Raw genomic sequence first — 20,632 nt, forward strand, 5'->3', positions numbered from 1 at the left:
CGTAACCGGATCATGGCCGGTGTGCTTGTCCTGATGTTCGCGATGATCGCCGTGGCCTCCGTGGTCGGCCAGTAGCTATGCGTCGAGCAGGTTCGTGAGAACCCGCTCGGCGATGCCGTTGCGGATCGCCCCCGCCGCGGAACTCGTCGGCTTGCGCTCCGCCTGGTCGCGGAAGCAGCCGAGGAACTCCTCCGCGATCCCGAGACGCGGGTGGCGCTCCAGCACCTCCGCCTTGAAGGCGGCGGAGAAGTCGTCCATGTACCGGCCGGAGATGTCCAGGCTGGTCGAGCGCTCCAGCAGGTAGCCCTCGGGGTCCGTGCGCACGTCGACCTCGTCCGCCATGTGCGCGATGATCACGTCCGCCAGCCGCTGCCGTCGGGCGGCCGGCCACCCCGCGCCCGCGGCGAACACCCACGCCACATGGCCGCCGGCGCGCTCGAAGTCCACCGTGTGGCTGTCGAACTCCGGAGTCAGCCCGAGGTCGTGGAGCAGCGCGCCGACGTACAGCAGCTCGGGATCGAAGTCGATGCCCTGCGCCGTGCCGTACGCGGCGGCCCACACATGGGACCGGACCGAGTGGTTCAGCAGCGCCGGCGAGCAGTAGGCGGTGGCCACCTCCAGGGCGGTGGTGCACGCCGGGGTGTCGGGCGTCTTGATCATGTCGAGTGTCATGTCGGCGAGTATCACCCGCGGGCGGGCGTCGGCCGAGGCCGCGTGCCGCTTACGGGCGGGGGCCGCCTCGGGGCGCGTACTCCCCTTCCCGCCCCCGCGGGTGAAGCGCACCCCGGCCGGGTGTCCCGGCCCGGGTGCGCTTCGACCGTTCGTTCACCAGGCGAAGGCCTCCGGGGACGGGCCCGGGCCCGGGAAGATCTCGTCGAGCGAGGTCAACAGCTCCTCGCCCAGCTCCAGTTCCAGCGCGCGCAGGGCGCTGTCCAGCTGCTCGGCCGTGCGCGGGCCGACGATCGGGCCCGTGACGCCGGGGCGGGTGAGCAGCCAGGCCAGGGCCGTCTCGCCGGGTTCCAGGCCGTGCTTGTCGAGGAGGTCCTCGTACGCCTGGACCTGTGCCCGCACCGCGGTGTCGGTCAGTGCCTCGGCGGTCCGGCCCGAGGTGCGCCGCCCGGCCGTGGCCTCCTTCCGGATGACCCCGCCGAGCAGGCCGCCGTGCAGCGGGGACCAGGGGATGACCCCGAGTCCGTACTCCTGGGCCGCCGGGATGACCTCCATCTCGGCGCGGCGCTCGAAGAGGTTGTAGAGGCACTGCTCGCTGACCAGCCCGTACGTGGAGCCGCGCCGGGTGGCGATCTCGTTGGCCTGGGCGATCTTGTAGCCGGGGAAGTTGGAGGAGCCCGCGTAGAGGATCTTCCCCTGCTGGATCAGGACGTCGATCGCCTGCCAGATCTCCTCGAAGGGGGTGAGCCGGTCGATGTGGTGGAACTGGTAGATGTCGATGTAGTCGGTGCCGAGCCGCTTCAGGGAGTCCTCGACGGCGCGGCGGATGTTCAGCGCCGAGAGCTTGTCGTGGTTGGGCCAGACGGCCTCGCCGTCGGCGGTCATGTTGCCGTAGACCTTGGTGGCCAGGACGGTCCTGTCCCGCCGGCCGCCGCCCTGGGCGAACCAGCTGCCGATGATCTCCTCGGTGCGGCCCTTGTTCTCGCCCCACCCGTAGACGTTGGCCGTGTCGAAGTAGTTGATGCCCGCGTCGAGGGCGGAGTCCATGATCGCGTGGCTGTCGGCCTCGTCGGTCTGAGGTCCGAAGTTCATCGTGCCGAGGACGAGTCGGCTGACCTTGAGTCCGGTGCGTCCGAGCTGCGTGTACTTCATGGGGACCAAGCCAACGCCTTGGAGTGCGCTTCAGGCAAGAGGGGTCCGGCGTACGGCTGTTGGAAGCGGGCGATCAGCTGCCGCCGAGCCAGCTGGTGGCGTCGAGGCGGAAGGCGGTCTCGGCCGGTACGACGGTCCGCAGCGCGGTCTCCATGTCCCGTACGCGATCGGCTCCGAGGGTCGCGACCCACTCGGCGTGCAGCTCGTCGAAGATCGCGGCCGATTGGGTCAGGGCGTCGATGCCGCGGGGGGTGAGGCGGACGAGTTTGCGGCGGGCGTCGGCCGGGTCGTCGGCGCGTTCGGCGTAGCCGACGGCGAGGAGGCGGTCGACGGTCTTGCCCGCGGCCTGCTTGGAGACGCCGAGGCGGCGTCCGATGTCGCTTGCGGTGGCGCCCTGGGGGCCGCCGGCGGCGATGGCCTGCATGGCGAAGCCGTGGGCGGGGCGGAGCTCGGGGTGGCCCTGGCGGGCGAGTTCGGCGTGGAGCCGGTCGATGAGGGTGCGGAAGCCGGCGAAGAGGAGCAGGGGCAGCTCGTAACCCGCCACGGATTCCCCCTTGCCAGGATCGACAACCTGGTTTACGTTTCTCGCATCGACATGGTCAACCATGTTGTCGATTCTACCTCTCTTTCCCAGGAGCCGCCTTGTTCACCGACCACACCGTAGACACCGCCCCCGCTGCCTCCCGCCGCTCCATGGAGAGCGTGAGCGCCGCCTGGGGTCACCTCCCGCAGGCCGTCGCCCGCATGGCCGAGTCCCCGCACGCGCTGGACGGCTTCCTGAAGATGAGCGCGCTGTTCGAGTCCACGACGCTCGACCCGCACTCCCGCGAGACCGTCATCCTGACGGTCGCCGAACGGAACCAGTGCCATCTGTGCATCGGCATCCACGAGGCGAAGCTGGCCAAGCTGGGTCCGGCGGAGCAGCCGGAACGGCTGGAGGCCGTACGGCAGTTCACGCACCAGGTCCTCGCCGCTTCGGGGGCCGTGAGCGACGAGGAGCTGAAGCGGTTCCTGGACTTCGGGTACACCCGCCAGAACGCTTTGGAGGTGGTGCTGGGCATCGGCGCGTACACCCTGTCGACGCTGGCGAACCGGCTGACGCGCTCGGCGTGAGTGCCCGCGGCGCTCGGGTGACGGTCACAGCTGGACGGCGAGGAGTGCCAGGGCGGAGCCGCCGAAGACGATGGCGTGGCGGATGTTCTGCTGGATCCGGACCCAGCCCGGGAAGGCGTTCTCGGCGGCCTTGAGGAAGGCGGGGACGTCGACGCGCGCCAGCTCGGGGTCGCCCTTGCGCTGGAAGGCGGCGCGGACGGAGGAGACGGCCGTGAGGTTGCTGTAGAGGATGAGGCCGTTCATGACGATGACGAGCGACTGGAAGATCCAGGTCAGTGTCTGCCCCCAGTCGTTGCCGGCGAAGTTGAGCGCGGCCAGGGCGGTCATGATCACGGCGACGGAGACCGGGGCCCAGGTCTCGTGGCCGCCGGCGTCGAACCTGAGGTTGTTCTCCTCCAGGACGCCCGGCCGTATGCCCTGGCGGGAGAGCTCGTCCTCCGCGGCCGTCGTGGCGGCCGGGCCGAAGCGGTGGCGGACGATCGGGATGCTGACGAAGGCGAGGGCGATGAGCAGCTGCATGAGGGCGGCGAGGTTCGCGTTCACGGTGGGTCCTTCTTCTGATCGGTGTCGTCGTTCCTGACAAGGAAGACGATGCCGACCCGGGCTGACAGCCCGCGGGCCGCGCGCTGACAGCGGTCGTCAACGGCCGTCAGCGGTGGCGAGTTGCTGTCAGCGGGCCCTGTACGGGGAACCGAGTCCCCACGCCTGGTGCATGGCCGCCGCGAAGGCGCCCGCCAGTCTGTGCTCGCCCGACGGGCCCGGGTGGGTGCCGTCGTAGGTGTCCGCGTGGATGTCGTACGACTCCGGAACCGTCGCGAGAAGCAGGGGCGAGGCGGCGGTGTCCAGGTCGGCGACGGCCTTCGCGAGCAGCTCGTTGAAGCGCTCGCACTCGGCGGCGAACGGCGCGTCGTACTCGGCCCGTACGTTGGGGATGACGGGCATGACCACGGCCCTGATGTGCGGGTTCGCCTCGCGGGCCGCGGCGACGAAGGCGCGCGTGTTCTCCACGGTCTGGTCGCTGTTGGTGTAGAAGCCGAGGTCGATCAGGCCGAGGGAGACCAGCAGGACGTCCGCCCCGGTCGCGCGGACCGCCTCGCCGATCAGCGGCGCCATGTGCAGCCAGCCCTCGCCCCAGCCGGCGAGATGGCGCCGGGCGGGTGCGGGGAAGGCGGGGTCGGCGTAGTCGTGCGAGAGGGGAGCGTCGGCGCCGCTGTCGTACAGCTCGGTGCGCGGCCCGACGATCTCGTACCCCCCGGGCAGCACGGTCTCCAGGTGCTGCCACATGCGGTAGCGCCAGGTGAAGTCGCCGGCGCGTCCGATGGTCATGCTGTCGCCGACGAACATAAAACGCATGGTCACATCATCCCGGAGCCCGCCGGGGCCCTGCGACGTGATCCCGGCCACCTCGGCGGCCGTCCACCGGCTCGGTGTCAGTCGTCGATGGCCTGGTGGAGCGTGGCCCAGAAGTCGTGGATGAGCCGCGGCGAATCCGCGGTGGACATCCCGACCTGGGTCAGCAGGATGCCGGTGAGCTGGTTGTCCGGGTCGGCGTAGGCCGTCGTGCCGGTGCCGCCGTCCCCGACGTCCCGCGTCAGTGACGGCCGCCTCACCCCGCCCCGGTCCGACCGGGGGCGTCCCTCCCCCCGACCCCCATGGCACGCTGGAGGGCATGCGATCACTGTGGGGCGTCTTCGGTGCCGCCGTTCTCGTCCTTCTCTCCGGGCCCGTCGCCCTCGCCGCCGAGGGGGACCAGGACTTCACGATCAAGGATCCCCGGATCACCGAGTCCAGCGGGCTCGCCGCCAGTCACGCCCACCCAGGGGTCTACTGGACGCACAACGACCAGGACGCGCCGCTGATCTACGGCATCGACTCCCGTACCGGCGAGACCGTCGCGACGCTCACCATGAAGGGCGTCGGCACGCCCCGTGACATGGAGGCGATCTCCGTCGGGCCGGACGGCGACATCTACGTCGGCGACATCGGCGACAACCGCGACGGCTCCTGGGACCACGTCTGGATCTACCGCTTCCCCGAGCCGAAGCAGCTGAAGGACCAGACGGTCACGGCGAAGCAGTACGACGTGAAGTACGCCGACGGGCCGCGCAACGCCGAGGCCCTGATGGTCCATCCGAAGACCGGGCGGGTCTACATCGCCAGCAAGAACGAGAACACCGGCGGACTGTACGCCGGCCCGGAACGGCTCTCGTCCGGCGGGACGAACGTCTTCCGGCGCATCGACGACGTGCCGTGGGTGACGGACGGGGCCTTCTCGCCGGACGGCGGCCGGCTCGTGCTGCGCGGCTACTTCAGCGCGAAGGAGTACGTGTGGGAGGACGGCCGCCTCGGTGACGCGGGCACCGGCGTCGGGGCGCCCTTCCAGGGGCAGGCGGAGTCGGCGACGTACACGAAGGACGGCGCGGCGCTGATGTTCGGCTCGGAGGGTACGAACAGCAAGGTCGTCCGGGTGGACCGGCTCCCGGCCGATCGGCCCTCGACGGACGCCCCCGGCCCCTCGCCGAAGAACCCGGGCGCGAACCCGGACACGTCCGCCACCGGCGAGGGGGACAAGGGGAACTTCACCCTCGGCGTCGTCGTCCTCGCCACCGCGACCGCCCTCGTCATCGGCGTGAAGCGCCTCCTCCGCCGCGGCTGACGCGGCCGGCCGCCGAGTTCGACGCGGTGGTCGACCACTTGGAGGCGCAGGTGGGGTGAGCGGAGAACGTACGAGGGCCCGGCATCGACCATGTGCGATGCCGGGCCCTCGTACGTGAGAGGCGTGGAAAGGTGTTACAGCTTCTCGATCACGTAGTCGATGCAGGCCGTCAGCGCCCGCACGTCCGCCGGGTCGATCGCCGGGAACATCGCGATCCGCAGCTGGTTGCGGCCCAGCTTGCGGTACGGCTCGGTGTCCACGATGCCGTTGGCGCGCAGCACCTTGGCGACCGCCGCCGCGTCGACGTCCTCGGAGAAGTCGATCGTGCCGATGACCTGCGAACGCTTCGCCGCGTCCGTCACGAACGGCGTCGCGTACTTGGACTCCTCGGCCCAGCCGTACAGCGCCTGGGAGGACTCCTTCGTCCGGGCCACGGCCCAGTCCAGACCACCCTGGCCGTTGATCCACTTCAGCTGCTCGTTGAGCAGGAAGAGGGTCGACAGCGCCGGGGTGTTGTACGTCTGGTTCTTCAGCGAGTTGTCGATCGCCGTCGGGAGGGAGAAGAACTCCGGGATGTGCCGGCCCGACGCGTGGATCTTCTGAGCGCGCTCCAGGGCGGCCGGGGAGAAGGCCGCGAGCCACAGGCCGCCGTCCGCGGCGAAGGACTTCTGCGGGGCGAAGTAGTAGACGTCCGACTCGGTGATGTCGACCGGCAGGCCGCCCGCGCCGGAGGTCGCGTCGACCAGGACCAGCGCGCCCTCGTCGGCGCCCGCGACCCGCTTGACCGGCGCGGCGACACCCGTGGAGGTCTCGTTGTGGGTGAACGCGTAGACGTCGACGCCCGCCTCGGCCTGCGGCTCCGGGTGGGTGCCCGGGTCGGAGGAGATCACGGTCGGCTCGGCCAGCCAGGGGGCCAGCTTCGCGGCCTTCGCGAACTTGGAGGAGAACTCGCCGAAGTTCAGGTGCTGCGACTTCGACTCGATGAGCCCGTGGGTCGCGATGTCCCAGAAGGCGGTGGAGCCGCCGTTGCCCAGGATCACCTCGTAACCCTCGGGCAGCGAGAAGAGGTCACGCACTCCGGCACGTACCTCGCCGACCAGGTTCTTGACCGGGGCCTGGCGGTGGGACGTGCCGAGGAGGGAGGTGCCGGTGGCGGCCAGGGCGTCCAGCGCCTCCGTACGCACCTTGGAGGGGCCCGCGCCGAAACGGCCGTCGGCGGGCTTGATGTCAGCGGGAATCTGGATCTCAGCCACGAGGCGGAGCGTATCCGGTCGCAACGGTCGCGGCGGCCGATGTCCGCCGGATGAGACGACAGGTGAGACATCCTGACCTCGTGCGAAAACACCACGAGCTGTCCGAGCTGGAGGCGGCGCTGCGCGCGGCCGTGGCCGGAGACGTCGACTTCGGCGCCACGGCAAGGGCCCTGATGACGATGGACGCCTCCAACTACCGCCGGGTGCCGCTGGGCGTGGTCGCCCCGCGGGACGCCGCGGACGTGGCGGCGGCCCTGGAGGTGTGCCGCTCGTTCGCGGTGCCGGTCGTCGCGCGCGGCGGGGGCACGTCGATCGCCGGCCAGGCCACCGGTACAGGTGTCGTGCTCGACTTCACCCGCCATATGCGCGCGATCGTGTCCGTCGACCACGAGGCCCGGACGGCCGTCGTCCAGCCGGGGGCGGTGCTCGACCGTCTGCGGGATGCCGTACGCCCGTACGGGCTGACCTTCGGCCCCGATCCGTCCACGCACAGCCGCTGCACCCTCGGCGGCATGATCGGGAACAACGCGTGCGGGGCGCACTCCGTGGCCTGGGGCACGACCGCCGACAACGTGACCTCGCTCGACGTCCTGACGTACGGCGGGTCGTCGCTCCGCCTCGGGCGGGACTGGCAGGGCGCGCCGGCGGGGCTGCGGGAGCCGGTGGACCAGAACCTGGCGCTCCTGCGGACGGGCTACCCGGCCGGGCTGCCCCGCCGGATCTCCGGCTACGCGCTCGACGCGCTGCTGCCGGAGCGGGGCGCGGACGTGGCCCGGTCGTTCTGCGGGAGCGAGGGGACGCTGGGGGTGCTGACGGAGGCGACCGTACGGCTGGTGGAGCTGCCCGCCTCGCCCGTCCTCGCGGTCCTCGGGTACGCGGACGAGAGCGCGGCGGCCGACGCGGCGGCGGGGCTGCTGCCGTACCGGCCGCTGACGGTGGAGGGGATGGCCGCCGATCTGGTGCGGGGGGCGTCCGGGCTGCCGAGGGGCGGGGCGTGGCTGTTCGTGGAGGTGGACGGGCATGCGGCGGCGCAGGAGCTGGTCCGGGCGGCGGACGCGCTGGACTCCGTACTGGTCACGGACCCGGCCGGGCAGCGGGCGCTGTGGCGGATCCGGGAGGACGCGGCGGGCACGGCCACCCGGACGCCCGAGGGGGGCGAGGCCTGGCCGGGGTGGGAGGACTGCGCGGTGCCGCCGGCGCGGCTGGGGGCGTATCTGCGGGAGTTCCGCGCGCTGCTTGCGGAGTACGGGCTGCGGGGGACTCCGTACGGTCATTTCGGCGACGGCTGCATCCATGTCCGTATCGACTTCGATCTGTACACGGGGGCGGGGATCGGTCGCTTCCGGGAGTTCTCGGAGGCGGTGGCGGACCTGGTGGTCGCGCACGGGGGCTCGCTGTCGGGGGAGCACGGGGACGGGCAGGCGCGGGCGGAGCTGCTGCCGAAGATGTACGGGCCGGAGCTGGTCGGACTCTTCGGTCGGGTCAAGGACGTGTGGGATCCGGACGGCGGTCTGAATCCGGGGATGCTGGTGCGGCCGGCCCCACTGGACGAGAACCTGCGGTTCCAGGGGCTCCCCCTGCTCGCGCCGGACGTCGCCCGCTGCGTCGGTGTCGCGAAGTGCCGGGTGGAGGCGCCGAGTTCGGGTGCGGAGGTGATGTGCCCTTCGTACCGTGCGACGGGGGAGGAGCAGCACTCCACGCGTGGCAGGGCGCGGCTGCTGCACGAGATGGCGCTCGGCGAGGTGATCACGGACGGCTGGCGCTCGGAGGAGGTCAAGGAGGCGCTCGACCTGTGCCTGTCGTGCAAGGGGTGCCGGAGCGACTGCCCGGTGGGTGTGGACATGGCCACGTACAAGGCGGAGTTCCTCGACCGTCATTACGCGGGCCGGCGGCGGCCGTGGTCACACACGACGATGGGCCGGCTGCCGGAGTGGCTGCGGCTGTTCGGTCCGGCGCTGAACATCGGCCGGGTGCTGCCCTCCCGGTTCCTGGGCGTCACGCCGGAGCGGGAGCTTCCGCGGGTGGCGTCGCGGACGTTCGTCTCCTGGTTCGGCACGCGGCTCGAGACGGCCTCCGACGTCCTGCTGTGGCCGGACACCCTCACCAACCATCTGGCCCCGCAGGTGGGCCGGTCGGCGGTACGGGTCCTGGAGGCGGCCGGGGTACGGGTGGGGCTGCCGCCGGGCCGGGTGTGCTGCGGGCTGACGTACGTCTCGACGGGGCAGCTGGACCGGGCGCGGCAGGTGATGCGCAGGACGCTGGACGTGCTGGACGCGGTGCCGGGGCATCCGGTGGTCGTCCTGGAGCCCTCGTGCGCGGCGGCGCTGCGCACGGACCTGCCGGAGCTGCTCGCCGACGATCCGAGGGCGGGGCGCCTGGCCGCGTCGGTCCGCACCTTCGCCGAAGCCCTGGAGGAGTTCGCCCCCGGCTGGGACCCGCCGCGCCTGGACCATCCGGTGGCCGGCCAGACCCACTGCCACCAGCACGCGGTCCTGGGCGATGGGGCCGAACGTCGCCTGCGTGAACGGGCCGGTCTGGAAGGCGAGTTGAGTGGTGGCTGCTGCGGTCTTGCGGGCAACTTCGGTTTCGAACCGGGGCACTACGAGGTCTCGGTGGCCTGCGCGGAGGACCAACTCCTGCCGGCGGTCCGGGCGGCGGAGGAGAACGCGGTGCTCCTGGCGGACGGCTTCTCCTGCCGCACCCAGCTCGACCATCTGACGGGCCGCCGGGCCCGCCACCTGGCGGAGGTGCTCGCGGAGGCGCTGGTGGCTAGGGGGACGAGCGACTGAAGGTGCGGCGGTAGGTCCGGGGCGGGACGCCCCGGCGGCGCACGAACTGCTCGCGCAGGACGGCGGCGCTGCCGTAGCCGACGAGGCGGGCGATCTCCTCGACCGGGAGGTCGGTCGTCTCCAGGAGCTCCTCCGCCCGGCCGAGCCGCAGGCCGAGGACCCAGGCGTGCGGAGTGGTGCCGGTCGCGGCGGTGAAACGGCGGGCGAAGGAGCGGCGGCTCATCAGCGCGCGGCGCGCCAGCTCGGCGACGGGCAGCGGCTCGTGGAGGTGCTCGCGGGCCCAGGCGAGGACGCCGGAGAGCCGTTCGTCCTCGCCGTCCTCGGGGACGGGGGCGGTGACGTACTGGGCCTGGCCGCCGTCGCGGTGCGGCGGCAGGACGAGGTCGCGGGCGACCGCGTTCGCGGCGGCCGCCCCGTACTCGCGGCGCAGCAGGTGCAGACAGAGGTCGAATCCGGCGGCGGCGCCCGCGCCCGTGAGGATCCGGCCCTCGTCGACGTACAGGGCGTCCGGCTCGACGGTCACGGACGGGTGGCGGCGCGCGAGCAGGTCGGCGAACCGCCAGTGGGTGGTGGCCCGCAGCCCGTCGAGCAGCCCGGCGGCGGCGAGCGCGAACGCACCGACGCAGTGCGCCCCGACCAGCGCGCCGCGCGCGTGGGCGGTGCGGAGCGCGTCGAGGACGGGGGCGGGCGGCGGGGTGCGGAAGTCGGCCCAGGGGAGGACGAGTACGAGATCGGCGGCGGCGAGCCGGTCGAGTCCGTGGGCGACGGTGAGCGGGACGCCGAGGTCGGTGGGGACCGGCCCGGGCCGGTCGGCGCAGAGCGCGAAGTCGAAGCGGGGGAGGCCCTTGGGGGGAGCGCCGAAGACCTCGGAGACGAGTCCGACGGCGAGCATGCCGACGCGGGGCGGGGCGTAGGCGGCGACGCTCAGGAAGGGCGGCATGCGGGGAGTGTGGCAGGCGACGGGTCTGGCACAAAACCCGCGATGGGTGGCAGTGCGGCCACTCGTCGGCGGGCCTCTCTCCGGCGAGGCTGGGGGACATGACAGACCAGCCGCGCGGCAACACCGCCACGTACACCGTCCTGACCACCGGCTACACGCTCTCCACGGGCCCGGGGGTCGCCGCCACCGTCTCGTACGTCTCCGACGGCGACCGGCATGTGATCGTCGACCCCGGCATGGTGGCGAGCCGCGACCGCATCCTCGGCCCGCTCGCCGAACTGGGCCTGGGCCCGGACGACATCACCGACGTCGTGCTCAGCCACCACCACCCGGACAACACCATGAACGTCGGCCTGTTCGGCAATGCGCGCGTCCACGACCACAAGGCGGAGTACCTCCACGACCAGTGGGAGGACCGGGACGCCGAGGGCCATGAACTCACCCCGTCCCTGCGCCTGATCCGCACGCCGGGCCACAGCCCGGAGGACATCACGCTCCTCGCCGGCACGGCGGACGGCGTGATCGCCTTCGTCGGCGACCTCTGGTGGCGCCCGGACGGCCCGGCCGAGGACCCGGTGGCCCCCGACCGCGACACGCACCGCACCTCCCGCCTCCGCGTCCTGAAGGCGTCCGACGTGATCGTCCCGGGCCACGGGAGGCCGTTCCCGGCGGGGGACGAGGCGCCGCTGTAGGCCGGGGCGCGGGCGCGGTGCCCGGCTGACCTCACTCGCCCCGGGCGATCTCCCTGGCCAGGGCCACCAGCAGCGCCGTCGCCGGGTGGGGGGACGTGTCGCGCCAGGCGAGGAGCACGTGGATCGGTGGGGCGTCCGGGAGGGGGCGGTAGGCGACGCCCGGGTGGGGGTGCATCGCGGCCGTCGAGGCCGAGGAGACGCCGACGCCGCGGCCCGCCGCGATCGCTGTCAGCCAGTCGTCGGTGTTGGCGACCGTCAGCGTGGTCGCCGGGCGGTGCGACAGGGGCCAGAGGTCGAGCGTCGTCGTGCCGGAGACGGTGTTGAGGACGACCGTTCCGTCCGCGAGGTCCGCCAGCGTCAGTGACGTACGGGACGCCAGCTCGCCGTCCGTCGGTACCGCCGCCACCCGGCGCTCCGTCGCCAGTTCCTCCGTCGCCAGGCCCGGCGCCTCCACCGGCCCCCGCAAGAGCGCCGCGTCCACCTCGCCCCGTACGAGCCCGGCCGTGCGGTCGTCGATGCGCAGGAGCTCCAGCGGGGTCTCGGGGTGTTCGCGCTGCCAGCGCCGGAGCAGGGGAGTGGTGTACGGGCCGAACGCCGACCACGCGTGCCCGAGCCGCAGGGGCCGCCGGCGCAGGCGGTCCGGGTCCAGGGCCGCGTCGAAGGCCGCGACGGCCGCCGCCGCCCGGTCGTGGAAGGCGCGGCCCTCGGCGGTCAGCGCCACATGGTGGGTCGAGCGGTCGACGAGCCGGGTGCCGAGGTGTTTCTCGAGGGCGGCGAGCGTGCGGGAGACGGCGGGCTGGGTGAGGTGGAGCCGGGCTGCGGCCCTCGTCACGTTGCCTTCCTCGGCGATGGCGAGGAAGCAGCGGAGATGGCGCAGCTCGATGCTCGTGCGACTCATGCGCCCGGAGCATAACCGCAGCCCAATCGGCATTTCACGCGCCGCGCGGGGGCTCGTAACGTGAGAGTCGGAGCCCGTTTGACTGGTGCAGTATTCTGGACTGAGGGTCCAATCTGATGAACTGAGTAGGGGAGTGAGCCGGTGGACAGCCCGGTCAAGGACATCGCCGCCGGCGCACCGGTGAGCGCCGGGAATCCCGCGAGCGCCGGGACGCCCGTCGCCGCCGTCTCGGCCCCGAGCCGCGCCACCCGTCTCGGCCCCGTCGCGCTCGTCGTCGCCGGCGGGCTGTCCGTGCAGTTCGGGTCCGCGATCGCCGTTCTGCTCATGCCCCGCGCCGGCGCCCTTGGCGTCGTCACCCTGCGCCTCGTCCTCGCCGCCGTCGTCCTGCTGATCGTCTGCCGCCCGAAGGTCCGCGGCTACGGCCGTGCCGACTGGGGCACCGTCCTCGCCTTCGGCACCGCCATGGCGGGCATGAACATCCTCTTCTACCAGGCCGCGGACCGGATCCCGCTCGGCGCCGCCGTGACCCTGGAGGTCCTCGGCCCGCTGATCCTCTCGGTGATCGCCTCGCGCCGGCTGATGAACTTGCTGTGGGCGGGGCTGGCCCTCGGCGGTGTCGTCCTGCTCAGCGGTGGCGGCTTCGACCGGCTGGACCCGGTGGGCGCCGCGTTCGCGCTCGCCGCCGGCGCGATGTGGGCGACGTACATCGTCTTCAGCGCCCGCACCGGCCGACGCTTCCCGCAGGCGGACGGGCTCGCGCTCGCGATGGCGTTCGGCGCCGTGCTCAGCCTGCCGTTCGGCATCGTCGAGGCGGGCGACAAGCTGCTCGTCCCCTCCACGATCGGCCTCGGCCTCGCCGTCGCGCTGATGTCCTCCGTCCTCCCGTACACCCTCGAACTCCTCGCCCTGCGCCGCCTTCCCGCCCCCACCTTCGCGATCCTCATGAGCCTGGAACCGGCCATCGCCGCGACCGCCGGCTTCCTCGTCCTGAGCCAGGCCCTGTCCCTGATGGACGCGGCCGCGATCGCGCTGGTCATCGCGGCGAGCATGGGCGCGGTCCGCACCCAGATGAAGCGCACGCCCGCCCTGCCGCCGCAGGCCTGAGCGGTACGAAGCCCTCCGCCGCGCTGGAGGGCCACGGGTGCCCGCGCCCGTGCCGGCTGTCTACGCGCGATCCGAACGTGGCGCGGCACTGTCGCCCGAGGTCGTTTCGGATCTCGTGACGAGGATTTCGCGGGCCTGCTCCGTGGCGCGGGTGATGCTCTCGCCGACGAAGTCGACGAAGCGGGCGATGCGCTCGAGGCGTTCGGCGGCCGGGGTGTGGGGGCCGAGGACGGAGATGCCCTGCCGTGCGGTCTCGGCGAGTGTGGCGTTGGCCCGGGCGCTGGCGACCATCGCCTGGTACCAGAGCTCGTCGTCGACGATGTAGCGCTCGCGACGGCGGTCGTCGCGTTCCCGACGGATGAGGTCTCGGCTTTCGAGGAACGTGATCGCTTTGGAGACGGACGCCGGGCTGACCTGGAGGCGCTCGGCGAGTTCGGACGCGGTGAGGCTGCCTTCGTCGGTGGTGTAGAGGCAGGTCAGCACCCGCGACATCATCTTGGGCAGGCCTTGCTGCATGAGGAGGGTCGTGAACGTCTCCTCGTACTCGCGTACCGCCTCGGCGTCGCGGCCGTAGGCCTGCTGGGGCGCCTGCGGCCCCCGGGGCGCGGGCTGCCTGCGCCGGTGGGCGCGGCGTTCGGTGGCGCGGTGGGCCAGGTCGGCGCGGTAGGCGGTGGGGCCGCCGTTCCGCATCACCTCGCGCGTGATCGTCGAGGTGGGGCGGTCGAGACGCCTGGCGATCTCCGCGTAGGCGAGGCCGTCGGCCACGCCCAGCGCGATCTGCTGGCGTTCCTGCTGGGTGAGTCTGCCTCCCGGCATCGCGATCTCCTTATGTGTTCCTTGGTGGCTCGAGCATAGCGTTCACTCCCTATCTGTTGCAACGCGTAGGTGGCCGCGTGTTGCATTGAAGCCATCGACATTGCAATGATTTTCCTGCCTTCACCTGCATCAATGCCGATTCTTCGCAACGAACGTGTTGCCGACTTCATGAACGCAACGTAGCTTTTCCCATGTCGGAAACACACGAACGAACCGAAGGACGAAGACAATGCAGAAGTTCGCCACCCCCTCCCCGATCTCCGCCGTCCTCGACATCCCGGCCGGGATCGTCCGGTTCATCGGCGCCGACCGCGCCGACACCACGGTCGAGGTCCTCCCCGCGAACGCCTCGAAGAGCCGCGACGTGAAGGCGGCGGAGCAGACCACGGTCGAGTACGGCGACGGCGTCCTGCGGATCAAGGCCCCGGAGGCGAAGAACCAGATCCTCGGCGCTTCCGGATTCGTCGAGGTGACCGTCCAGCTGCCCGCCGGCTCCCGCGCCGAGGTGAAGTCGGCCGACGTCGAGCTCCGGGGCGTCGGACGGCTCGGCGACGTCGAGTTCGAGGGCCAGCAGGCGACGGTCAAGCTCGACGAGACCGCGAGCGCCCGCCTCTCCCTCCTCGCCGGTGACATCGCGGTCGGCCGCCTGGGCGGCCCCGCGGAGATCACCACCGCGAAGGGCGACATCCGGATCAGCGAGGCCGTGCGCGGCACGGTCGCGCTGCGCACCGAGCACGGCGAGATCGCGGTCGGCGCCGCCCGCGGAGTCTCCGCCTCCCTGGACGCCGGCACCACCTACGGCCGGATCCACAACTCGCTCAAGAACGCCGACGGCGCCACCGCCGGCCTGAACATCCACGCGACCACCGCCTACGGCGACATCACCGCCCGCAGCATCTGAAGGAACCCCTCATGACCGACCCGGCCATCGCGGTGAACGGGCTGCCCACGTCCTGCGGCGACACGTCCCGCGGCGACACGGCCGTGGGCAGCCGCCGGGGCCGCCGTCGCGCTCTCGAGCTGTGCCACACCTGCCACACACGTCCTCTCGCGAGATCAAGGAATGACCATGACCAGGGGTGAATCGCTCCACACCGTCAACGACACCAGGGCCCGGACGCGGCCGTTCTCCCGCCGCGTGGTCGTCACGGCGGTGGCGGCCGCGCTGCTGGCCGGCGTGGCCGGATCCGGGGTGGCGACCGCGGACAGCAGGTCCGTACCGAAGGCCGCGGCCGGACAGCAGCGCCCGGAGCTGCAGAAGGCCACCCAGGCGTGGGTGGACGCCGGGTTCTCCGGGATGCAGATGCACGTGCACGACGAGCGGGGCGAGTGGGTCGGCAGCGCCGGGGTGCGCACGCTGGGCGGGACCGCCAAGCCGCCGACGAACGGGCGGTTCTGGATCGGCAGCAGCACCAAGACCTTCACCGCGACCCTGGTGCTGCAACTGGTGGCCGAGGGCAGGATCGGGCTGGACGTCCCGGTGGCCGACCACCTGCCCGAGCTCGGACTGGACCGACGGATCACCGCGCGGATGCTGCTGCAGCACACCAGCGGGTTGTTCAACTACACCGGCGACTTCGACGACGACGGGAAGGCCGTGCCGGGGATCCCCGCCACGGGCAAGGGATGGGTCGACAACCGCTTCCGCAGCTACCAGCCCGAGGAGCTGGTGCGGCTGGCACTGTCCAAGCCGCCGCGGTTCGAACCGGGGACGAACTGGCGCTACTCCAACACCAACTACACGCTGGCCCAGCTGCTGATCGAGAAGGTCACCGGCCGCTCGTACGCCGAGGAGATGAAGCGGCGGATCCTGCGACCGCTCGGGCTGCGCGACACGGTGGTGCCGGGCGACCGGACGGGGCTCCCCGGGCCGCACGCCCACGGCTACTACCGCTACCAGGACGCCGGCGAGTGGAAGGTGGTCGACGTCACCCGCCAGAACCTCTCCCTCCTGTCCGCCGCCGGAGACATGATCTCGACCACCGAGGATCTCCACACGTTCTTCTCCGCGCTGATGGGCGGCAAGCTCCTGCCGGCCCCGCTGTTGGACGAGATGCGCACGCCGCACCCCAAGAGCGGCGATTTCCGCTACGGCCTCGGGCTGTTCGTGCAGGACCTGGGCCCGGAGTGCGGCGGCGGCACCATCTATCACCACAACGGCAGCCCGCCGGGGGGGTATGGGGCGCTGATGATCGGCTCGTCCGACGGCAGCAAGACCCTGACCGCCTCGGTGACCACCGGGGACGCCGCGATCAACCCGGCGACGGAGTACCCGAAGGCCTTGGGCAAGGCCATCAAGGCGGTGTTCTGCGACGGGAAGGCCGCGGGCTGAAGGCGCCGGGCCGGGTACGTCCCGGCCGTCGCCGAGCCGCACCACGGGCGGCCGACAGGTGTGCCGACTTTCCAAGCAAGCACGCTTGATTGTTTCTCGCTCCACTGCCATGCTCCTCGACACACGCCCGTGTCCCGAGGGGAGCGCACCGTGTCCGACCCTGCCGTCGTCCTCGACGACCTGCGCAGCGAGAGCGAGGAAGTCGACCTCCTCGTACGGGAGTTGAGCGACGACGGGTGGGCCACGCCCACTCCGGCCGCCGGCTGGACGATCGCCCACCAGATCGCCCACCTGGCCTGGACCGACCGGGCGGCCCTGCTCGCCGTCACCGACCCCGAGGCCTTCGCCGCCGAGGCCGAGAAGGCCCTCGCCGCAGCCGAGACCTTCGTCGACGAGGGGGCGGAGGAAGGCGCCGCGCTCCCGCCCGCCGAGTTGCTCGCACGGTGGCGCGTGGGCCGCGAGCGGCTCCAGTCGGCGCTGCGCGCCGCCCCCTCCGGCGCCCGATTCCCCTGGTACGGACCGCCCATGAGCGCCACGTCCATGGGCACCGCCCGGCTCATGGAGACCTGGGCGCACGGGCAGGACGTCGCCGACGCACTCGGGGTCGTCCGCGAGCCGACCGCCCGGCTGCGGCACGTGGCGTGGATCGGAATCCGAGCCCGCGACTACGCCTATCTCGTACGGGGAGTCACCCCGCCCGCGGAGCCCTTCCGTGTCGAACTGACCGCTCCCGACGGCGAGGAGTGGGTGTACGGACCCCAGGACGCCGCCCAGAAGATCACCGGGCCCGCGCTCGACTTCTGTCTCCTCGTGACCCAGCGCGTCCATCGCGACGACACCGCGCTCACGGCGGAGGGTGCGGACGCCGCGCGCTGGCTCACCATCGCCCAGGCCTTCGCCGGACCCGCCGGCGGCGGACGCCCCATCAAGGGGCAGGCGTGATCCTCCGTATCGGCAACGCCTCCGGCTTCTACGGCGACCGCTTCGACGCCGTGCGCGAGATGCTCACCGGAGGTGAACTCGACGTCCTCACCGGCGACTACCTCGCCGAACTGACCATGCTCATCCTCGGCCGGGACCTCCTGAAGGACCCGGACGCCGGCTACGCCAAGACCTTCCTGCGCCAGATGGAGGAAGGCCTCGGCCTCGCCCACGAGCGCGGCGTCCGCATCGTCACCAACGCCGGCGGCCTCAACCCCGCCGGGCTCGCCGACGCCCTTCGGGACCTGGCGCACGGGCTCGGGATCCCCGCGCGGATCGCCCATGTCGAGGGCGATCGACTCCCCGCCGCCGACGGGGTCCTCACCGCCAACGCCTACCTCGGCGGCACCGGGATCGCCGCCTGCCTCGCCGCCGGCGCCGACATCGTCGTCACCGGCCGCGTCACCGATGCCGCGCTCGTCACCGGGCCGGCGCAGTGGCGGTTCGGCTGGGGCGCGGAGGAGTACGACAAGCTGGCGGGCGCGGTCGTCGCCGGGCACGTCCTGGAGTGCGGCACCCAGGCCACCGGCGGCAACTACGCCTTCTTCCACGGCCACGACGTCCGCCGCCCCGGCTTCCCGCTCGCCGAGATCCACCCCGACGGCACCTCCGTCATCACCAAGCACCCCGGCACGGGCGGCGTCGTCGACCTCGGCACGGTCACCGCGCAGCTCCTGTACGAGACGGCCGGCGCGCGGTACGCGGGGCCCGACGTGACCGCCCGGCTCGACACCGTACGGCTCACCCGGGAGGGACCCGACCGGGTACGGATCGACGGCGTACGGGGCGAGGCCCCGCCGCCCACCCTCAAGGCCGGGCTCAACAGGATCGGCGGTTTCCGCAACGAGGTCGTCTTCGTCCTCACCGGCCTCGACATCGAGGCCAAGGCCCAGCTCGTCAAAGAGCAGATCGAGGACTCCTTCGAACGCTCCACGTCCCGCCCGGCCGAAGTCCGTTGGGAACTGGCCCGCACCGACCACCCGGACGCCGCGACCGAGGAGACCGCGAGCGCGCTGCTCCGTCTCGTCGTCCGCGACCCCGCCCCCGAGCCGGTCGGCCGCGCCCTCAGCGGCGCCGCGATCGAGCTCGCCCTGGCGAGCTACCCCGGTTTCCACGTCACCGCCCCGCCCGGAAAGGGCGCGCCGTACGGGGTCTTCGAGACGGCGTACGTCCCCGCCGCCGACGTCCCCCACACGGCCGTGCTGCCCGACGGGAGCCGCGTCGCCCTTCCCGTACCCGCACACACCCGGGAACTGGAGCCGGTCGACACGCCCCCGCTGCCCGAACCCCTGTCCGCCGGGCCGACGAGGCGCGCACCCCTCGGCCTCGTCGCCGGCGCCCGCAGCGGCGACAAGGGCGGCGACGCGAACATCGGCGTCTGGGTCCGCACGGACGAGGCGTGGCGCTGGCTCGTCCACACCCTCACCGTCGACAAGCTCACGCAACTCCTGCCGGAGACCGCCGACGTGAGCGTCGTGCGCCACGTCCTGCCGAACCTGCGGGCGGTGAACTTCGTCGTCACCGGCCTCCTCGGCCAGGGCGTCGCGTCCCAGGCCCGCTTCGACCCCCAGGCCAAGGCCCTCGGCGAGTGGCTCCGCGCCCGCGAACTCGACGTACCGGAGGAACTGCTGTGACCGTCCTCGCCTCCGCCCTCGACACGGGCGGACCCGACTACGCGGCCCACCGCGCCGCCATGCTCGACAAGCTCGCCGCCCTCGACACCGAGCACGCCAAGGCGCTCGCGGGCGGCGGCGAGAAGTACACCGAACGGCACCGCAAGCGCGGCAAGCTGCTCGCCCGCGAGCGCATCGAGCTGCTCGTCGACCCGGACACGCCGTTCCTGGAGCTGTCCCCGCTCGCCGCCTGGGGCAGCGACTACCCGGTGGGCGCGTCGATCGTCACCGGCATCGGCTTCGTCGAGGGCGTCGAGTGCCTGATCACCGCCAACGACCCGACCGTGCGGGGCGGAGCCTCCAACCCCTGGACGCTGAAGAAGGCCCTGCGGGCGAATGAGATCGCGTACGCCAACCGCCTCCCGGTCATCTCGCTCGTCGAGTCCGGCGGCGCCGATCTGCCGTCCCAGAAGGAGATCTTCATCCCCGGCGGGGCGCTCTTCCGCGACCTGACCCGGCTGTCGGCGGCGGGCATCCCGACCGTCGCGGTGGTCTTCGGCAACTCGACGGCCGGCGGGGCGTACGTCCCCGGCATGTCCGACCACACCGTGATGATCAAGGAGCGGTCGAAGGTCTTCCTCGGCGGTCCGCCGCTGGTGAAGATGGCGACGGGCGAGGAGAGCGACGACGAGTCGCTCGGCGGCGCCGAGATGCACGCCCGCGTCTCCGGCCTCGCCGATCACTACGCCGTGGACGAGGCCGACGCGCTGCGCCAGGCGCGTCGCATCGTCGCCCGCCTCAACCACCGCAAGGCGCACGCCGATCCGGCCTTCGCGGAGCCACCGAAGTACGACGAGGACGAGCTGCTCGGGATCGTGCCGGGGGACCTGAAGACCCCCTTCGACCCGCGCGAGGTGATCGCCCGGATCGTCGACGGCTCGGACTTCGACGAGTTCAAGCCGCTGTACGGGCCGAGCCTGGTGACCGGCTGGGCGGAGCTGCACGGCTATCCGGTCGGCATCCTCGCCAACGCCCAGGGCGTGCTGTTCAGCGCGGAGTCGCAGAAGGCGGCGCAGTTCATCCAGTTGGCGAACCAGCGCGACATCCCCCTGGTCTTCCTGCACAACACCACCGGCTACATGGTCGGCAAGGAGTACGAGCAGGGCGGCATCATCAAACACGGCGCGATGATGATCAACGCGGTGTCGAACAGCCGGGTGCCGCATCTGAGCGTGCTGATGGGGGCGTCGTACGGCGCCGGGCACTACGGCATGTGCGGCCGGGCCTACGACCCGCGGTTCCTCTTCGCCTGGCCGAGCGCCAAGTCGGCCGTCATGGGGCCGCAGCAGCTCGCGGGCGTGCTCTCCATCGTGGCGCGGGCGAGCGCGGCGGCGAAGGGGCAGCCGTACGACGACGAGGCGGACGCGGGGCTGCGCGCGATGGTCGAGGCGCAGATCGAGTCGGAGTCGCTGCCGATGTTCCTGTCCGGGCGGCTGTACGACGACGGCGTCATCGACCCCCGCGACACGCGCACGGTCCTCGGGCTGTGCCTGTCCGCGATCCACACGGCACCGGTCGAGGGCGCGCGCGGCGGCTTCGGCGTCTTCCGAATGTGAGGCGAGTG

At 72.2% G+C, this 20,632-nt stretch carries 20 protein-coding genes; 10 read left to right on the forward strand and 10 right to left on the reverse strand.

The genetic code is table 11. The annotated features are described in order from the left end of the window. Positions 1-75: 75 nt before the first annotated feature. From ACFV9D_RS13225 to ACFV9D_RS13235, 3 genes are all read right to left on the reverse strand, one after another. Entirely contained in the window at positions 76-672 is a 597-nt protein-coding gene (locus ACFV9D_RS13225; RefSeq protein ID WP_385144791.1) for an HD domain-containing protein, read from the reverse strand. 153 nt (positions 673-825) lie between these two features. Further along, positions 826-1,821: an aldo/keto reductase gene (locus ACFV9D_RS13230; protein WP_385144792.1), complete on the reverse strand. Its 996-nt coding sequence runs from the start codon at positions 1,819-1,821 to the stop codon at positions 826-828. Positions 1,822-1,894: 73 nt separating this feature from the next. After that, positions 1,895-2,428, reverse strand: a complete 534-nt coding sequence (locus ACFV9D_RS13235; RefSeq protein WP_385144794.1) for a MarR family winged helix-turn-helix transcriptional regulator — start codon at positions 2,426-2,428, stop codon at positions 1,895-1,897. A gap of 35 nt (positions 2,429-2,463) precedes the next feature. Between ACFV9D_RS13235 and ACFV9D_RS13240 the strand changes: the two genes are divergently transcribed. Continuing rightward, positions 2,464-2,934 carry a carboxymuconolactone decarboxylase family protein gene (locus tag ACFV9D_RS13240; protein ID WP_385144796.1) on the forward strand — a complete coding sequence of 157 codons (471 nt, stop codon included), beginning with the start codon at positions 2,464-2,466 and terminating at the stop codon, positions 2,932-2,934. A gap of 24 nt (positions 2,935-2,958) precedes the next feature. Here the strand turns inward: ACFV9D_RS13240 and ACFV9D_RS13245 are convergent, their stop codons facing one another. The 3 genes from ACFV9D_RS13245 to ACFV9D_RS13255 all read right to left on the reverse strand — a co-directional run bounded on the left by ACFV9D_RS13245 (position 2,959) and on the right by ACFV9D_RS13255 (position 4,544). After that, positions 2,959-3,477 (reverse strand): hypothetical protein, encoded by a 519-nt coding sequence (locus tag ACFV9D_RS13245; RefSeq protein WP_385144798.1) that lies wholly within the window; start codon positions 3,475-3,477, stop codon positions 2,959-2,961. A gap of 126 nt (positions 3,478-3,603) precedes the next feature. After that, the gene (locus ACFV9D_RS13250) at positions 3,604-4,287 is read right to left on the reverse strand and encodes a GDSL-type esterase/lipase family protein (RefSeq protein ID WP_385144800.1); all 684 of its coding nucleotides are present in this window, start codon (positions 4,285-4,287) and stop codon (positions 3,604-3,606) included. Between the two features lie 77 nt (positions 4,288-4,364). After that, on the reverse strand, positions 4,365-4,544 hold the full coding sequence (locus tag ACFV9D_RS13255) for a hypothetical protein (RefSeq protein WP_385144802.1): 180 nt from the start codon (positions 4,542-4,544) through the stop codon (positions 4,365-4,367). Positions 4,545-4,603: 59 nt separating this feature from the next. Between ACFV9D_RS13255 and ACFV9D_RS13260 the strand changes: the two genes are divergently transcribed. Beyond that, positions 4,604-5,590 carry a WD40 repeat domain-containing protein gene (locus ACFV9D_RS13260; RefSeq protein ID WP_385144804.1) on the forward strand — a complete coding sequence of 329 codons (987 nt, stop codon included), beginning with the start codon at positions 4,604-4,606 and terminating at the stop codon, positions 5,588-5,590. A 134-nt stretch (positions 5,591-5,724) separates the two neighbouring features. On the opposite strand, the gene serC is transcribed toward ACFV9D_RS13260, so the two are convergent. After that, entirely contained in the window at positions 5,725-6,843 is a 1,119-nt protein-coding gene (gene serC / locus ACFV9D_RS13265; RefSeq protein ID WP_385144806.1) for a phosphoserine transaminase, read from the reverse strand. A gap of 50 nt (positions 6,844-6,893) precedes the next feature. Here serC and ACFV9D_RS13270 point away from each other — a divergent pair, with 50 nt between their 5' ends. Further along, positions 6,894-9,632 (forward strand): FAD-binding and (Fe-S)-binding domain-containing protein, encoded by a 2,739-nt coding sequence (locus ACFV9D_RS13270; protein ID WP_385144808.1) that lies wholly within the window; start codon positions 6,894-6,896, stop codon positions 9,630-9,632. Here ACFV9D_RS13270 and ACFV9D_RS13275 read toward each other — a convergent pair. Beyond that, positions 9,613-10,572, reverse strand: coding sequence for a GlxA family transcriptional regulator (locus ACFV9D_RS13275; protein WP_385144810.1), 960 nt, complete (start codon positions 10,570-10,572; stop codon positions 9,613-9,615). The two genes, ACFV9D_RS13270 and ACFV9D_RS13275, sit on opposite strands and share 20 nt — an antisense overlap. A gap of 98 nt (positions 10,573-10,670) precedes the next feature. Here ACFV9D_RS13275 and ACFV9D_RS13280 point away from each other — a divergent pair, with 98 nt between their 5' ends. Beyond that, positions 10,671-11,264, forward strand: a complete 594-nt coding sequence (locus tag ACFV9D_RS13280) for an MBL fold metallo-hydrolase (RefSeq protein WP_385144812.1) — start codon at positions 10,671-10,673, stop codon at positions 11,262-11,264. Between the two features lie 31 nt (positions 11,265-11,295). Here the strand turns inward: ACFV9D_RS13280 and ACFV9D_RS13285 are convergent, their stop codons facing one another. Next, positions 11,296-12,195: a LysR family transcriptional regulator gene (locus tag ACFV9D_RS13285; protein WP_385144814.1), complete on the reverse strand. Its 900-nt coding sequence runs from the start codon at positions 12,193-12,195 to the stop codon at positions 11,296-11,298. Between the two features lie 147 nt (positions 12,196-12,342). On the opposite strand from ACFV9D_RS13285, the gene ACFV9D_RS13290 reads away from it, so the two are divergent. Then, positions 12,343-13,266, forward strand: a complete 924-nt coding sequence (locus tag ACFV9D_RS13290) for a DMT family transporter (protein WP_385144931.1) — start codon at positions 12,343-12,345, stop codon at positions 13,264-13,266. Positions 13,267-13,326: 60 nt separating this feature from the next. On the opposite strand, the gene ACFV9D_RS13295 is transcribed toward ACFV9D_RS13290, so the two are convergent. Continuing rightward, positions 13,327-14,082 carry a helix-turn-helix domain-containing protein gene (locus tag ACFV9D_RS13295; protein ID WP_385144816.1) on the reverse strand — a complete coding sequence of 252 codons (756 nt, stop codon included), beginning with the start codon at positions 14,080-14,082 and terminating at the stop codon, positions 13,327-13,329. A 229-nt stretch (positions 14,083-14,311) separates the two neighbouring features. Here ACFV9D_RS13295 and ACFV9D_RS13300 point away from each other — a divergent pair, with 229 nt between their 5' ends. The 5 genes from ACFV9D_RS13300 (at position 14,312) to ACFV9D_RS13320 (ending at position 20,624) form a co-directional block, all read left to right on the forward strand. Beyond that, positions 14,312-14,983 carry a DUF4097 family beta strand repeat-containing protein gene (locus ACFV9D_RS13300; RefSeq protein ID WP_385144818.1) on the forward strand — a complete coding sequence of 224 codons (672 nt, stop codon included), beginning with the start codon at positions 14,312-14,314 and terminating at the stop codon, positions 14,981-14,983. Positions 14,984-15,151: 168 nt separating this feature from the next. Beyond that, complete coding sequence (locus ACFV9D_RS13305) at positions 15,152-16,414, forward strand: serine hydrolase domain-containing protein (RefSeq protein WP_385144820.1); 1,263 nt, start codon at positions 15,152-15,154, stop codon at positions 16,412-16,414. Positions 16,415-16,564: 150 nt separating this feature from the next. Continuing rightward, positions 16,565-17,356, forward strand: a complete 792-nt coding sequence (locus ACFV9D_RS13310) for a TIGR03084 family metal-binding protein (protein WP_385144822.1) — start codon at positions 16,565-16,567, stop codon at positions 17,354-17,356. After that, positions 17,353-19,029 (forward strand): acyclic terpene utilization AtuA family protein, encoded by a 1,677-nt coding sequence (locus tag ACFV9D_RS13315; protein WP_385144824.1) that lies wholly within the window; start codon positions 17,353-17,355, stop codon positions 19,027-19,029. The genes ACFV9D_RS13310 and ACFV9D_RS13315 overlap by 4 nt, the downstream gene beginning before the upstream one ends. Next, positions 19,026-20,624 carry an acyl-CoA carboxylase subunit beta gene (locus ACFV9D_RS13320; protein ID WP_385144826.1) on the forward strand — a complete coding sequence of 533 codons (1,599 nt, stop codon included), beginning with the start codon at positions 19,026-19,028 and terminating at the stop codon, positions 20,622-20,624. Before ACFV9D_RS13315 ends, ACFV9D_RS13320 begins: the two co-directional genes overlap by 4 nt. The last annotated feature ends 8 nt before the right edge of the window (positions 20,625-20,632 follow it).

The organism is Streptomyces sp. NPDC059875, from assembly GCF_042731085.1.
In the GTDB taxonomy this organism is placed as follows: Bacteria; Actinomycetota; Actinomycetes; order Streptomycetales; family Streptomycetaceae; genus Streptomyces.